The 15,479-nt window shown below is 61.2% G+C and carries 7 protein-coding genes; 2 read left to right on the forward strand and 5 right to left on the reverse strand.

The window, feature by feature from the left end:
* Positions 1-370: 370 nt before the first annotated feature.
* Positions 371-3,256 (reverse strand): TonB-dependent receptor domain-containing protein, encoded by a 2,886-nt coding sequence (locus NX775_RS12880; protein WP_258836369.1) that lies wholly within the window; start codon positions 3,254-3,256, stop codon positions 371-373.
* A 565-nt stretch (positions 3,257-3,821) separates the two neighbouring features.
* Here NX775_RS12880 and NX775_RS12885 point away from each other — a divergent pair.
* A complete protein-coding gene (locus tag NX775_RS12885) occupies positions 3,822-4,790 on the forward strand; it encodes an IS1595 family transposase (protein ID WP_258836370.1) in 969 nt (322 codons plus the stop codon).
* 67 nt (positions 4,791-4,857) lie between these two features.
* On the opposite strand, the gene gap is transcribed toward NX775_RS12885, so the two are convergent.
* Complete coding sequence (gap, locus tag NX775_RS12890) at positions 4,858-5,868, reverse strand: type I glyceraldehyde-3-phosphate dehydrogenase (protein WP_258836371.1); 1,011 nt, start codon at positions 5,866-5,868, stop codon at positions 4,858-4,860.
* Between the two features lie 89 nt (positions 5,869-5,957).
* Entirely contained in the window at positions 5,958-7,955 is a 1,998-nt protein-coding gene (gene tkt / locus NX775_RS12895; protein ID WP_258836372.1) for a transketolase, read from the reverse strand.
* A gap of 123 nt (positions 7,956-8,078) precedes the next feature.
* On the opposite strand from tkt, the gene NX775_RS12900 reads away from it, so the two are divergent.
* Positions 8,079-8,810, forward strand: a complete 732-nt coding sequence (locus NX775_RS12900) for a 16S rRNA (uracil(1498)-N(3))-methyltransferase (RefSeq protein WP_258836373.1) — start codon at positions 8,079-8,081, stop codon at positions 8,808-8,810.
* Positions 8,811-8,879: 69 nt separating this feature from the next.
* Here the strand turns inward: NX775_RS12900 and NX775_RS12905 are convergent, their stop codons facing one another.
* Both NX775_RS12905 and NX775_RS12910 read right to left on the reverse strand, forming a co-directional pair.
* Positions 8,880-11,783, reverse strand: coding sequence for a TonB-dependent receptor (locus tag NX775_RS12905; protein WP_258836374.1), 2,904 nt, complete (start codon positions 11,781-11,783; stop codon positions 8,880-8,882).
* Between the two features lie 621 nt (positions 11,784-12,404).
* On the reverse strand, positions 12,405-15,470 hold the full coding sequence (locus tag NX775_RS12910) for a TonB-dependent receptor (RefSeq protein WP_258836375.1): 3,066 nt from the start codon (positions 15,468-15,470) through the stop codon (positions 12,405-12,407).
* Positions 15,471-15,479 lie beyond the last annotated feature (9 nt).

Genomic DNA, 15,479 nt, shown 5'->3' on the forward strand with positions numbered 1-15,479 from the left:
GAAAACAACTCCAAAATTACATATGCATTGATCGTTGTCAAGAATGTGTCATTTAATCTGGATATTTTCAGCAATTTGATGCGTAGTGAGTAAGATTACTCCCCAGTGCGTGGCCGAGTAGGCGCAGCGCCGGTGATCGTACGTCCCGTCGGTGAGTACTTGGTGGATTTCCCTACCGATGACGTCATGCAGTGGATTGGCCAGTCGGGCCAGGCAGAAGCCGCGCCGTCGGTACGGGCACATGCCTGGGCCACGTCGGCACACTGGCCAACAGCAACTCTGAAGCACAATTGACAAGGGCCGGAACCGCAAGCGGTTCCAGCCCTTTTCTTGCCCGCCAGGCCAGGCCGGGTAAGGATCGTGGTGCTGTTTAGAAGCTGTAACGGGCCGACGCAGTAAAGTAGCGGCCGTATGGATTGTGCAGTCCTTCGTTGTAGCCGGCCAGTGGCGCACCCGCCGTGGCGCCATAACGCGGATCAAACGGCGCCGCCTTGTCGAACAGGTTCTGGACGTTGAACGTGAGCGACAGGTTCTGGATGCCGGTGTACGTATAGCCTACGCCAAAGCGCACCCATTCCTTGACTTTGCAGTCCGGGAACTCAGCCAGGTAGCCAGGTACGGTGATGCTCGCGCTGGGCGCGCCTGCACTCGTTGCCGGCTGGTAGTGGCAGAACGCCGCCTCATAGGTGGTCTGGTTGTCGTACTTGCGCAGCAGCGAGACAGGGCCGGTATAGTTGACGTTGGCGCTGAAGGCATGTGCACCGCGGGTCAGCGAGGCGGACAGACTCGTTTTCCAGCGCGGCAAGTCGATGCCACTACTCAGGTTCCAGTCAATCAGACCGGCATTGTAGCCAACCAGATTGCGTTCCGGGTCGCCCGGCTCTTGCTGCAGCGTGTACGAGTGCAGGTAGGCCGACGTGAGCTTGGCGCTGAAATTGCCCCAGTCGCCCAGGTTCTTGCGGAAGGCAACGTCGATATCGATGCCCTGCACTTCCACCGAACCCTTGTTCAGCCACGGCTGGCGCACCGTCAGCAGCGGGCCCGTGTTCGGAATCGGCCTGCCGGCGGCATCGGTAATGAAGTTGGCCGGCGTCTGATCGCGCACGATCAGGCCGGGATTGGTGTCCTCGTCGCGCAGCGCGTCAAACGCCGAACCGAGTGCCACCTCGCCTTCCTTGCGGATCTTGAAGAAGTCCAGGCCGATATCGAAGCTCGGGGTCGGCGAGAACAGGATACCGAAGGTGTAGCTCTTCGATTCTTCCGGCTTGAGGTTCGGGTTGGCGCCACCGGTGCCGGAGGCCGACTTGCGGCAATCGATTTCGGTCGCGTTCGGCTTCGGCGTCACTTCATCGCTTTCGCAGCGGCGTGGGTCATACAGGTTGGTGAGGAAGAACTGCGCGCCGCCTGGTGTCACCTGCGACAACGCCGGCGCCCGGAATCCTTCGGAATAGCTGCCACGCAGGGCAAGGCTGTCGATCACGGTCCATTTGGCGCCCACCTTCGGCACGAAGTTGGTCTTGATGCCCGGGTACTTGTCCCAGCGACCGGCAAAGTCCATCTCGAAGTTTTTGAGGAACGGGGTACGCACTTCGATGAAGGCCGACTTGACGTCACGCTCGCCATCGATGATGGTGTTGGCCAGGCCGTAGATCTGACCGGTTGCCAGCAACTCGCCAGGATTCATCTGCAGCTTTTCGCGCCGCGCCTCCGCGCCCACCGCGACGCCGATTGCGCCGCCGCCCAGTTGGCCGAACTGCGTATTGGCCTTGACGTCGAAATGGGTGATCGACGATTTGTCGTCGCTCTGGGTCTTGCGGAACAGGTCCGGGTTGGCCGACAGCTGCGCCAGCGTAGCGCCAGCGTTCAGTTGGCGCAGCACAGGCAGGTACAGGCGGCCCTCGTAGCTGTCGTTGCGGCGTGCTTCATTGTAGAGCAGGCCCACTTCCCAGTCCCAGTTGAAATGCGAGCCTTGCAGGCCCGCGAGCAAGCGCCCCTGTTCATTGATCGTCTCGGTGCCGCTCGGTGCATTCTCGAAGCGGTAAGCCACCGAGGCGCGCGCATTCGGGAACGGGTTGTCCGGGTGACCGACCGGCAGAATCGTCTGGTAGCTCGGCGCCACGCCAGTCGCGTTGAAGTTGGTCACCGGCGTGGTATTGATCGTGATCGGATTGGACGTGTAGAGGCGCTCTGTGCGGGCATACGCGCCCTCGACGAACGCGCGCACGTTCGGGCTCAGCTTGATCGTGCCGCGGGACAGGAGACTGGCATCCTTGCCCTCGCCCGTGCCTTCCAGGTTCTGGTTGGTGTCATAGTTACAGAACGTACGGCCCACGAACACGCTGGTCGCGGCCAGGCCCATCGCCGTCGAGCCGGTCAACTGGCGCGCTGGGTCGCAGTTCGTGCTCAGGCGCAGGCGGTCGGCGGCATTGGCGCGGGTCGCGGTGAACTGACCGGAGCCAGGCGCGGTCTCGCGGTAGAACGCAGGAGCGCCTGACACCGCGCTGCCGTAGGGCGTGGCGTAGCGGTTCGACAGGCGGCGGTACTGTTCGAACTCGATGTCCTTGACGTTTTCGCGCAGCACGCGGTCGCGGTCGGACAGGTCGGCCGTGAAGAACACGTTATAGCCATCGGTGTCGAGGTCGCCCGTGCCGGCAACGACGTTGACGCCCTTGCGCTTGAATTCGTTGTCGTCGTTGGCACTCACGCGCGCCGAAATTTCGGCGCCCTTGTAGTTCGAGCGGGTGATGAAGTTGATCACGCCGCCAATCGCATCCGACCCGTACACGGCCGAGGCGCCATCGCGCAGGATCTCGACCCGTTCGAGCGCGGCCAGCGGAATCGAGTTGAGGTCGTACAGCGTCGAGTTGCCATCGTTCGGATCGGCGTACGCGACCGGCGTCATGCGGCGGCCGTTGAGCAGAATCAGCGTGGAACTGGAAGACAGCCCGCGCAGCGAAGCGGTTGACACACCACGGGAAAACCCGCCGTCGTTGGTGTCGAGGTTCACATCCGAACCCATCGATGGCACCAGGCGGATCAGCTCCGTGACCGTGGAGGCGCCGGTTTCGCGAATATCCTTCGCGGTGATGATCTGGATAGGCTGGGTGCCCTCCTTCTCGGTGCGCTTCAGGTTCGATCCCGTGACATACACGGTTTGGGCACCCTCTGTGCCGGCGCTCTGCGCCGACGCATACGGGGATGTAGCAATGGCCATGGCGACCGCGATAACGCTGTATTTCAGGACTGGCGGCTTCATTGAATTCCTCTCACTGCGTTTATATTTTTTAGACATGTATGACGGGTACATACAAGCAATAAGTTTCGCAGATCAGTTCAAGAAAGAACACTATTAAAATAATTAAAATCAATTTTATTAATACTATGTTGCGTTTTAAAAACACCGATTTTTATTCGACAAAAATTCACGATATTTTATTTATATCTTACGATTTTTAAAATTAACAGAATTAATATTATGCGCGCTTGTTCTGCACATCATATTCGCAATACGCCAAACAAGGGCGGATTCCGCCTTTAACGGTGCATGGACCTCAGATCAATGCGCTATGGATAACAGAAACACCGATATGGTATTCAGGACGGGTCAAACAGCACCAAACATGTGCATGACTGGATCAGCGCAATATGCGCAAGCGTATGCAACCCATCGCGCATATATTTGGCGCCGCCCCGTCGGATCGCCGATCGGACAGATATCCAACGCCCATAAAAAAGGCGCAGTCAACGTTAAATAGAGACTAGCTTTGAACTGACGAGCACTCCAATGGTCCAACCCCTGTCCCCAGCGTCAGGAGTCGATCATGAAAGCGCCACGTTTCAAGGGCTGGTTTGCAAAACTGCCTTCGCTGAATCAGCCGCAGCGCCGGCAAGTGCTCGATGCCCTGCATCCTGCAGCCGGGCTCGATCAGGTGGTCGCACTCATCAGTGAGGTCAGAGCGCCAGGCCGCTGCTGCCCCAGATGCGGCAAAGAGCGCTGCTACCGGCACGGGTTCGCTAATGATTTGCAGCGCTACCGCTGCTGTGCCTGCGGCCGCACCTTCAACGACCTGACCGGAACGCCGCTGGCACGGCTCAGGCTCAAGGCCAAATGGCTCGCCTATTCGCAGGTGCTGCTCGATTCACTCCCCGTGCGCAAGGCAGCAGATCGGGTCGGGGTACACCGCAACACGGCCTTTCGCTGGCGCCACCGCTTCCTGCACTGGGTCAAGCTCGACCGGCCGATAGCACTCAATGGCATCGTCGAGGCTGACGAAACATTTCTGCTCGAATCGCAAAAAGGTTCGCGCACGCTCGATCGGCCACCGCGCCGTCGCGGCGGCCGCGCTGCCAAACGGGGCATTTCAAGCGAACTGGACTGCATCCTGGTCGCGCGCGACCGCGAGGGGCGCACGGTCGATGCCGTCACCGGCCGCGGTGCGCTCACGGCTGCGCAACTCGACCGTAACTTGCTGCCCAGGCTGGATCGGCAGGCGTTGCTGGTCAGTGACAGCCATCCCGCTTACCTTGCCTTTGCACGCAAGCACAGGATCGCGCATGAGGCGGTCAACCTGCGCGCCGGTGTGCGTGCGAGGCGGCTGGGCAACCTTGCCATCCACGTACAGAACGTGAACGCCTACCATCAACGCTTCAAGGCTTGGTTACAGGGATTTCGTGGCGTGGCGTCGCGCTACCTGCCCAATTATCTGGGCTGGCGCTGGGCGCTGGATGGTGAGCGGGTTATTTTGCCGGAGCAATTGCTTCGCATTGCTATCAGCGTCATCAACAGATAACGCTGACTGCGCCATAAAAAAACCCGGTCACTGGGCGTGACCGGGTTTTCAGTGAAGCACCAGCAGATTACTTCGCGTTCATCAGTGCGACTGTGGTGTCGAGCATGCGATTCGAGAAGCCCCACTCGTTGTCGTACCACGACGTCACTTTCACCAGGCGGCCCGACACTTTGGTCAGGGTCGCGTCGAAGTTCGACGAGGCCGGGTTGTGGTTGAAGTCGACCGACACCAGCGGCTCGGTCTGGTACGTCAGGATGCCGTTCAGCGCGCCGTCGGCGGCTGTCTTCATGATCTCGTTGATTTCATCGACGGTGGTGTCGCGCTTGGCGATGAAGGTCAGGTCGACGATCGACACGTTGATGGTCGGCACGCGGATCGCGAAGCCGTCCAGCTTGCCGTTCAGCTCTGGCAGCACCAGGCCGACTGCAGCGGCAGCGCCGGTCTTGGTCGGGATCATCGACTGCGTGGCCGAGCGGGCGCGGCGCAGGTCTTCGTGCATCACGTCGGTCAGCACCTGGTCATTCGTGTACGAGTGCACGGTGGTCATCAGGCCGGTTTCCAGGCCGATGGCGTCATGCAGCGGCTTGACCAGCGGGGCCAGGCAGTTGGTGGTGCACGATGCGTTCGAGATGACGGTGTCCGAGCTTTTCAGCACGTCCTGATTCACGCCGAACACGATGGTCGCATCGACATCCTTGCCGCCCGGGGCCGAGATGATGACTTTCTTGGCGCCACCCTTGATGTGGGCCGAAGCCTTTTCTTTGGTGGTGAAGAAGCCGGTGCACTCGAGCACGACATCGACGCCCAGCTCGCCCCATGGGATTTCCGCAGGGTTGCGCTGTGCGAACACACGGATTGGATCGCCGTTCACGATCATGTTGTCGCCTTCGACCGTGACGGTGCCAGGGAACTTGCCGTGGGCGGTGTCGTAGCGGGTCAGGTGGGCGTTCGACTCGGCATTGCCCAGGTCATTGATCGCCACGATCTGGATGTCCTGTTTCTTGCCGCCTTCGTAGAATGCGCGCAGGATATTGCGGCCGATGCGGCCATAACCATTGATTGCAACTTTGATCGTCATGCTTGGCTCCTAGTAGAAAAAAAACTTTTTCGTAACGAACATAGTAAAACGGACTATCCCGCCGGGACAGTCCGTTTTCTGGCGAATGCTTACGCTGCGATAACTTGTTTGGCCTTGGCAACCACGTTCTCGACGGTGAAGCCGAAGTGCTTGAACAGCACTGGCGCCGGCGCCGATTCGCCAAAGGTGTCGATGCCGACCACGGCGCCTTCGAGACCCACGTACTTGTACCAGAAGGCGGTGATGCCGGCTTCGATGGCCACGCGCGGCGTGCCGCGGGTCAGCACGCTGGCTTTATAGGCGGCGTCCTGGCGATCGAACACGTCGGTCGACGGCATCGAGACGACGCGTGCGGCGATGCCTTCAGCGGCCAGTGCGTCGAAGGCCTTCACGGCCAGTTCGACTTCCGAGCCGGTGGCGATGAAGATGACCTTGGCATCCGGCGTGTCGCGCAGCACATAGCCACCCTTGGCGACGTCGGCGACCTGCTGGGTGTCGCGGACCATGAACGGCAGGTTCTGGCGCGAGAAGATCAGCGTCGTCGGGCCATCCTTGCGCTGGACTGCCGCGCCCCATGCCACGGCCGATTCGACCGTGTCGCATGGACGCCAGTTATCCAGGCCCGGGATCAGGCGCAGCGACGAGACGTGCTCGACCGACTGGTGCGTCGGACCGTCTTCGCCCAGGCCGATCGAATCGTGTGTGAAGACCGAAATCGAACGGATCTTCATCAGCGAAGCCATGCGCAGCGCGTTGCGGCTGTAGTCCGAGAAGGTCAGGAACGTTGCGCCGAACGGGATGAAGCCGCCATGCAGCGCCACACCGTTCTGGATCGCTGCCATACCGAATTCGCGCACGCCGTAGTTGATGTGGTTGCCGGCGATGCCCGAGCGCACGGCGACCGATTCTTTCCAGTTGGTCAGGTTCGAACCGGTCAGGTCGGCCGAGCCGCCCAGGAATTCTGGCAGGCTTGCGGCCAGTGCCTGGATCGCATTTTGCGACGCCTTGCGGGTGGCGATGGTTTCCTGCTTCTCGATGCAGCTCGCAATCGCGGCGTCCAGTGCTTTGGTGAATTCACCCGACAGCTCGCCCTTCATGCGGCGCTCGAATTCGCTCGCCAGCTCGGGGTGCGCGCCGCGGTAGGCCGCGAACATCGTGTTCCACTCGCCTTCGACCTGGGCGCCGCGCTCTTTCGCGTCCCATGCTTCGTACAGTTCGGCAGGAATGTCGAACGGGATCGGATCCCAGACCAGGTGCTGGCGCACGGCAGCAATTTCCTTGTCGCCCAGTGGGGCGCCGTGGACCTTGTCGCCACCTTCCAGGTTCGGTGCGCCCTTGCCGATGATCGTCTTGCAGCAGATCAGCGTTGGACGGTCCGACGTCTTGGCTTGCTCGATGGCCGCATCGATGTCTTTCACGCTGTGGCCGTCGACCTTCGGGATCACGTTCCAGCCATAGGCTTCAAAGCGCTTTTGCGTGTCATCGGTGAACCAGCCTTCGACCTTGCCGTCGATGGAGATGCCGTTGTCGTCGTACAGCCAGATCAGCTTGTTCAGCTTGAGGGTGCCGGCCAGCGACGCCACTTCGTGCGAGATGCCTTCCATCAGGCAGCCGTCGCCCAGGAACGCATACGTGTAGTGATCCACCACGTCGTAGCCCGGACGGTTGAATTCGTAGCCCAGCAGCCATTCGGCCAGCGCCATGCCAACCGAGTTGGCGATACCCTGGCCCAGCGGACCGGTGGTGGTTTCCACGCCCGGGGTGATGCCCACTTCAGGGTGACCCGGCGTCTTGGAGTGCATCTGGCGGAATGCGCGCAGATCGTCCATCGTCAGGTCGTACCCTGCCAGATGTAGCAGCGCGTAATGCAGCATCGAGCCATGGCCGTTCGACAGCAGGAAGCGGTCACGGTTCATCCAGCCCGGATTGGCCGGATTATGGCGGTAATGCTTGTCCCACAGCGCAACGGCGATCTCGGCCATGCCCATTGGCATGCCCGGGTGGCCCGAGTTGGCTTGCTGAACAGCGTCCATCGCCAGCGCGCGGATCGCGTTGGCCATCAGGGTGGTGGTTTGCGTAGATTTCATGGAGATCGGGGATCAGGGATTGGAAAGCTGGTGGCCTGCGGCTGGCCGTAGCCCGTTATTTTACCAGACCGCTGTAGCGAGGATTTAAAATGCAGCCCTGTCCATACCGATTTCAGGAGTGCCATGCCGCGTTTTTATTGTCCCCAGCCGCTTGTCAATGGCAGCACCGTCGAGCTGCCGGAAGCAGTCGCGCATCACCTGCATGTGGTGCGCCTGCAGCCCGGGGCCGCGCTGACGCTGTTCAATGGCGAAGGCGGTCAGTACCGCGCCACGCTGGCCGAGAGCGGCAAGCGGCGCGCCACTGCCGTCATCGACGCACACGAGGCGATCGAGGCCGAAGCGCCCTATTCCGTGACGCTGGCCCAGGGCTTGCCAGAGGGTTCGAAAATGGACTGGATTGTCGAAAAGGCCGTCGAACTGGGCGTGGCCGCGATCCAGCCGCTGGCGGCGGCCCGCAGCGTCGTGCGCTTGTCTGGCGAGCGGCTCGAGAAGCGCCACGCACACTGGCACGGCGTGATCGTGGCCGCGTCCGAGCAATGCGGGCGCAACCGGCTGGCGCAGCTGCTGCCGATGGCGGACGTGCAGCCATGGCTGGCCGGTACGGCCGGCGCCGGCGCCGCCCGTATCCTGCTCAGCCCGCGCGCCACCGAATCGCTGGCCGGCTGGGCACGCGCCAATCCGCCGCAGGCTGTCACGCTCCTGATCGGTCCCGAAGGCGGCTTGAGCCCGCAGGAAGAAGACGCGGCGGTCGCCGCCGGCGCACTGTCGCTGTCGATGGGACCGCGCGTGCTGCGCACCGAAACGGCAGGCCTGGCCGCGCTGGCGGTACTGGCCGGTGCATGGGACGGCGTATAACGTCCGTATAGAACGTAAAAAACCCCGCTGGCATCGCTGCCGGCGGGGTTTTTGCATTACAGCGACAACTTAGAACGTGTAGTTCGCGCCGAGGCTGAAGAAGCGGCCGACCGCGCCTGGCTGGTGCAGCGAGGCGTTGTACGACGTCTGGTTGCCGGCATTCCCGTAAGTGGCGACGTCATACGGCGCTTCCTTGTCGAACAGGTTCAGGATCGCACCGCGAATGGTCAGGTTGTCGGTCACCTTGTACGCCACGTTCAGGTTCGTCACGGTGAACGAACGCACCTGGCAGTAGTTCGCAGGCTGGACCACGCCAGCAAAGTAGGCACGGCCGCCGACGTGTTCGCCCGTCGTCGCGCAGTCGGTCTCGCCCAGCGCCGGGTCAATCGTCGAGAAGCCGCTCGTGTAGTTCATGGTAGCGGTCACGTCCAGGGGACCACGGTTGTAGCCGAGGGTGAACTGGGCGCGGTCTTTCGGGTTGCCGGTTGCGCCGCCAACCGACGATGGACCCTGCGTGCCTGCCAGCTGATACGACTCGCCGGCCACTTCAGTCACGTAACCGAACACGTGGGCTGCGCTCAGGTTGGCCGTCACGGTGCCCATTTCATTGGCCAGGCGCCAGCGGTAGCGGATGTCCGCTTCAACGCCGTGGGTCTCGGTGCTGCCAGCGTTGATATAAGGCGACGTCGCGTACAGGATCGGACCGACCGACGGGATACCGGTCACCCGGCCGGTACCGACACCGGTGGCGATATCGAGCGGTGCAGCCGGACCACGCACCCAGGTTGGCACGAAGCTCGGATCGTTACCTGCTTGCGTGACGATCAGGTTCTTGATCTGGATCTTGTAGTAGTCCAGCGTCATGTTAAGGCCACGCATCGGCTCGACAATGATACCTGCGGTGAACGACTTCGATTTCTCGGGCTGCAGATCCGGGTTGGTCGTCTGCACGTAAGGCGGATTCACGCCGCACGAGCTCGGCACGTTGCCAAGGGTGTTGCGGTTACCGTTCGTGCACAGGATCGGATCGTTGATCGCGTTGAACGTAAAGAACGAACCGGCGTTGCCGACTTCAGCCGGATTCGGCGCACGGAAGCCGCGCGCGAACGTGCCGCGCAGGCCGAACTCCCGGATTGGGGTCCACTTGAAGTTAGCCGATGGCGTGAACGAATTGCCGTAGGTGTCGTAATGGTCATACCGGCCGGCGAGGCCGACTTCGACGTTCTTGATCGGCGTTGCCTGCAGCTCGGCGAACACCGCGCTGTTGGTTTCGTCGCCGATGGTGAAGGCTGAGGTACTGGCGACCGCGCCATTGAGCGTCAGGTTCGACGGTGGTGCGTTCTGTTTGCGCTCGTGCCAGTGCACACCGGCAGCGAAGGCCAGCGGACCGGCGCCGAAGTTCGACAGCAGCTCACGCGAACCGATCAGATCGGCGTAGTTCAGCGTCGATTCGATCTTGTTGCTGAAATGTGGCGACACCGCATTCAGGGTATCTGGCCCGTTGTTGCCCAGCACATTGAACGTCCCGTTGTTCAGCGCGCGGTACAGGTTGGTACGATTCACGTAGCCACTGTAGTTCAGCTCGCTCTTGACGCGGGTGCCGCCGATGGCAGCATTCACGTCCCAGCCGTAGGCACTACCGACGAGATCAGCAGAGAAGCGGGTCGCGGTCGACTTGTTGTTGGTCTCCAGGGCGGGGCCGACGCCCGGAATGTAGCCGTACAGGCGCGCTGGCGCGCCGAGCCCGTTGGTGACATTGGTGCCGACTTGCGCGCCAGGCGCGAACAGGGTGCTTGGAACGGCGCCCACGCGCGGGGTCAGCACCCCATTGACCAGGGTGGTGGTGCCATTGAAGGCGGTTGGATTGAAGGCCAGTGGCGAAGTCGTGGCGCCGTTGCGGTTATTGGTGCTTTCGCGCTGAAACATCGAGCCGTTAAAGCGCACTTCCCAATCCTCGCTCAGCTTTTTCGTCATGCCGATCATCAGGTTGACGTTTTCGGTCGGTGGCTGGATGTTCGAGAATTCGTCGCGCACCGAGCAGCCGCCGGCGCGGTATCTGGCGAAATCGCAGTTCGGACCAAGGAACTGGTAGTTGGCCGGGTTGTCGACGTTGGCCACCCCAGTCGGATTATTCGCGCCCGCTGGGTTATACAAGAACGGGGTATTGGTCGGGGTCAGGAAGTCATTGATGCTGGTCGGCACGCCAAGGGTCAGGTCGTTACCGCCGCGCGAACGCCAGTCGCGGTTCGCGTAGCCGAACTGCTCGCGGTCGATAGCCCGTATCAGGTCTTGCTTGCGGTATTCGGCCGTAATGAAGGCGTTATAGCCATCGACATCCAGGTCACCAATGCCGGTGCTGATCGAGGCGCGCCTGGTCCTGCCGCCACCGTGTTCGGTGTCGCCGTATTCGGCCGAGACGCGCGTACCTTTCAGGTTTTTCTTGAGCTTGATGTTGATAACGCCGGCGATGGCGTCCGAACCGTACAGCGACGAAGCGCCGCTTTTCAGGACCTCGATGCTTTCAATGGCGTCAAACGGGATCGACGAGACGTCGACGAACGAGCGCTGGGAATCGTCCGACAGCGGATACGGCGCCATGCGGTGACCGTCGATCAGGACCAGGGTCGCGCCCACGGTCAGGCCGCGCAGCGAGATGCCCGATGCGCCATTGGCGAACGCGCCGGCAAAACCGGTGCCCAGGGTGCCGGCGCCGTTGGCGGCCAGGTCGGTCAGCAGCTCGGCAACCGAAGTCTTGCCGCTCCTCTGGATGTCGGCTGCGGTCAGCACCTGCACCGGGGTCGGCGTTTCGGTGTTGGTGCGGCTGATCAGCGAGCCGGTCACGACCACGCGCTGTGCGGATGGCTCCGTGCTGCCCTGCTGGGCTTGGGCAAACGCCGGCGCGGCGCAAGTCAGGGCACCGCTGGCAATTGCGCAGGCAATCGCGAAAGGCATCGACTTCAGTTTCAACATCATTGGTAACTCTCCTCAAACTTTCTTATCGGTGATTGCGTATCAGAATGCCCACATGTCGTATCCCGCCGGCCCGATACCTTCCAGTCTCAGTGGCCGGTAATGCCACAGGACAGTTCTATCGAACCGGAATATGTTGACTGCATATCGGATTCTGAGCGGCAGTATTTTTTATGCATACGTCTTACTGGGAACGGTCAGCCTAAATAAATGCTTGGATGAAACCAAACGTTATTCAAGTGGAGCTATAGAAACATGGCGTCAAGAATAGTGTCAACCGAGCACGAATCATGCGGAGTGTGAAATACAACACTTTATTTTTTTGAAAGTCGCGAAAGCGCAACCGTGGTGCGGCGCAATATCAAACTGGTGCATCGCCCGGAAGCGGAATTTAAAAGCTAAAGGTAGTCAACATCGTATATTTACGACCTTTATATCATCAAAACTTTTTAACAATCACGCCAATTGAGGTGGTGATGCGCGCCGGTAGTCCCGGATTTTATTTCGACGCACCATTATCGAGCGTCACGCCAGAAGTTGGATGAATACAACACAATACTTAAAGGCAACCCAATAAAAAACCGCCCCGGAGGGCGGCTTCGCATTCACTCAAGAACGACTGGATCAGAACTTGCGGTCGTACATCAGCGAGAAACGGGCATAACGCGGTGCGGTCAGCGACAGCGGCGTCTGGTACAGACTGCTGACGTTGGCAGCATTGTTGTACGCCTCGGTCACGCTGGCAACCGACTGGCTGTTGAAGACGTTGAACACGTCGACACGGAACTGCAGGCCCTTGATGAAATTAGGCTTGTAAGCCACGTTCATGTCCCAGCGATGGGTCCATGGCAGGCTGCCGACGGAACCGCGTGGGGTCAGCACGTTCTGCGAACGGGTCAGGCCGCCGCAATAGAAGGTCTGGTTGGGGTAGTTCGGCGAGTCGCCCGGATTGGCGGCGCTGCCGATGCAGCTGCGTGGACGGCCCGACGCGATCAGCGCATTGCCACCAACGGTGATCTCGTCGTTGAACTGGTAGAAGCCGAATGCCTTGACCTGGTGCTTGCGGTGATTCGGCAGGTAGCCATAGGCGCCTTCCATCAGCTCAGGGTAATCCCACGACGAGGTGACGGCGACGTCGGCCTGGCCGTTATCCGAACGCACCTGGCCTTCGGTATTGCCCTTGTTACGCGACCACACATAGCTCATCTTGCCGTACCAGCCATTGCGGAACGGGTGCTCGAGGAATGCTTCCACCGAGCTATACGTGCGCTTTGGCTTGTCGAAGCCGATGTCCGCCGCAGTCAGATTGACAGGTGTCAGCTTCGACACATCGCCCGAGAAGTCGACCAGGAACTCATTGTCTTCACCCGGATTGAAGGTCTGGCAGCTGTTGCCAAACAGCGGGTTGGTGATCGCAATGCCATTGGCGTCGGCGAAACGCTGGAATGGACGCACATCGCAGAAGTCGTCGATGGTCGATTGCAGCTTGCGATGAATCGCTTTGGCGCCGAAATTCAGCGATGGCGACCAGGCTTTCTCGAAGCCGAAGGTCACTTCGTCCTGATAGGTCGGCTCCATATTGCGCGCCGCCAGGGTATCGACAACCTTGTCCTGGCCATATTCGTTATTGCCCGACAGAGGCTGGCTCAGCTGCGTCAGACCGGTTGGCGCGCCGTTCGCGTCGGTGCCCGTGTAGGTGAAGTACTGCGACGTAAAGGTCGAGCGGCCAGCGCCACGCACCGAGATGTGGGTCGGGATCGGCACCGAGTAGCGGCCCAGGGTCGCGTACACCTTGAAGCTCGCATCGCCGTTGACGTCCCACACGGCAGCCAGGCGCGGCTGGTACTGGTTCTTCATTTCCAGGAAGGTCGTCTTCGAGTCGTTCTGATTCTTGAACGATTCGTTACGCACACCCAGCGTCAGCAGCAGGTTCGGGGTTGCCTGGAAACGGTCTTCCAGATACCACGCGCTTTGTTCGCCGAACGAATTCGTCACGGTCGAGAACTGATCGCGAGTGACGTAATAGCCCAGGTTGCCCAACGGGCTGCCGGTGCTGGCCGGCGCAGGAACGCGCACGCCGCCCTCGCCCGGGATGGCCGCGCCCGGCACGCTGGCGCGGTAGTAGGTCCACCGGCCGCCACCGGCGAGGAAGTCGCCCGCCGCTACCGACTCGACCTTGGTCTGGTCGAAGCCGCCGCGCAGCGTGTGGGCGCCAAGGCGCCATTCGACGTCGAAACGGCCCGAATCGACGATGTCTTCCGAGCCCGGGGCCAGGATGTTGCCGCTGATGTTTTGCGGGTTGGCGTAGCTCAGACCAGGCGCGCGCGCATCGACCGTCGATGAGATCTGGAACAGGTCCGGGTTGTAACCGGTGAAGTAGTTCTCGTGCGGCGACTTCGCACGGCCATACAGGGCGGTGACGGTCAGGTCGTCAGTCAGGTTGCCGACGTAGCGCAGGGTGTTGATCTTGGCGCCGTTGTTGTCGACGTTGACGCGGCGCGCGCTCGAGTTGACGACACCGCTGCGGGTGCGGGTCGCGTAATTGAAGCCGCTGTCCGAATTATTCACTTCAGGCGTGTCGCCCAGCGTCGTGAATTCAAGGCGGTGATTGTCGGTGATGTTCCAGTCGATCTTGGCCATGTAGCGCTCGATCTTGGTGTCACGCTCGCGCCAGCCGACGGCGGCATTGTTGGTGGCCACGCGGAAGCCGTTGACGAGGCCTTCTTCGGTTTCGGTTTTCTCGGCCGAGGCAAAGAAGAACAGCTTGTCCTTGATGATCGGGCCGCCGACGTAGGCGCCGTACACCTTCTGGTCGCGCGTATTTTCGGCGCGCGCCAGGCGCAGCGTGCCATCGGTATTGACGTTGTTTGGCGTGCCGGTATTGCGGTAGTAGATGTCTTTCGGCGTAGCGCGCAGCGATTTCGGTTCCCAGGTCACGATGCCGCCCGCTTCCCAGGTGTTGGTGCCGCCCTTGGTGACGATGTTGACGACGCCGCCGATCGAGCGGCCGAATTCGGAGCCGAAGCCGCCGGTCAGCACTTGCGCTTCAGCGATCGCGCCGAATGGCAGCTGGGCGGCGCCCAGGCCGGTCAGCGGGTTGGTGACAGGGAAACCGTTGATGTAGTACGAGTTCTCGGACGCTGCGCCGCCACCGAACGATGCACCGCCGGCAAAGCGCGAGTCGGCGGTGGTGGTGTTTGGCGCGAGCTGAATGATGGCTTCGACGGTGCGGCCGATCGGCAACGCTGCCAGTTCACGGGCATTGAAGGTGGCGCTGCTGCCGGCGCTGCTGGTGTCGATGGTGGCGCGGGTGCCGGTCACCTGGACGACCTGAGGACCGCCGGCCGGTGCTGCGGCGGCGGCGAAAATGGCTTCGCCGTTGCGGCCAATGCCGGTCTCGACGCTGACTGTGCCGACAACACCGCCGTCACGCAGCTGGGACACGCGGTACGTGCCACTCGGCAGCGAGCTGGCAACGAAACGGCCCTGTGCATCCGGGGTCAGGGTGCGGCGGATACCGATGTCGGTATTCTCGATGAGAATCTGCACATTGCCGCCCGGGGCGACGGTACCGAAGACACTACCCGATGCATTCGACTGCGCCATTGCCGGCGACATTGCCGCCATGCCAATCACTGCGCCACCAAAGGCCAGGCTCAGTGCGTGAACTAATACGGTTTTTTTCAACATGTGATTTGC

The sequence above is a fragment of the Massilia aurea genome (assembly GCF_024753205.1).
Classification (GTDB): Bacteria; Pseudomonadota; Gammaproteobacteria; order Burkholderiales; family Burkholderiaceae_D; genus Telluria; species Telluria aurea.

Excerpts from the sequence above, each read along its gene's own strand:
- NX775_RS12905 (WP_258836374.1), bottom strand. The coding sequence starts at position 11,783 with ATGATGTTGAAACTGAAGTCGATGCCTTTCGCGATTGCCTGCGCAATT.
- NX775_RS12885 (WP_258836370.1), top strand. The coding sequence starts at position 3,822 with ATGAAAGCGCCACGTTTCAAGGGCTGGTTTGCAAAACTGCCTTCGCTG.
- NX775_RS12880 (WP_258836369.1), bottom strand. The coding sequence starts at position 3,256 with ATGAAGCCGCCAGTCCTGAAATACAGCGTTATCGCGGTCGCCATGGCC.
- NX775_RS12900 (WP_258836373.1), top strand. The coding sequence starts at position 8,079 with ATGCCGCGTTTTTATTGTCCCCAGCCGCTTGTCAATGGCAGCACCGTC.
- tkt (WP_258836372.1), bottom strand. The coding sequence starts at position 7,955 with ATGAAATCTACGCAAACCACCACCCTGATGGCCAACGCGATCCGCGCG.
- gap (WP_258836371.1), bottom strand. The coding sequence starts at position 5,868 with ATGACGATCAAAGTTGCAATCAATGGTTATGGCCGCATCGGCCGCAAT.
- NX775_RS12910 (WP_258836375.1), bottom strand. The coding sequence starts at position 15,470 with ATGTTGAAAAAAACCGTATTAGTTCACGCACTGAGCCTGGCCTTTGGT.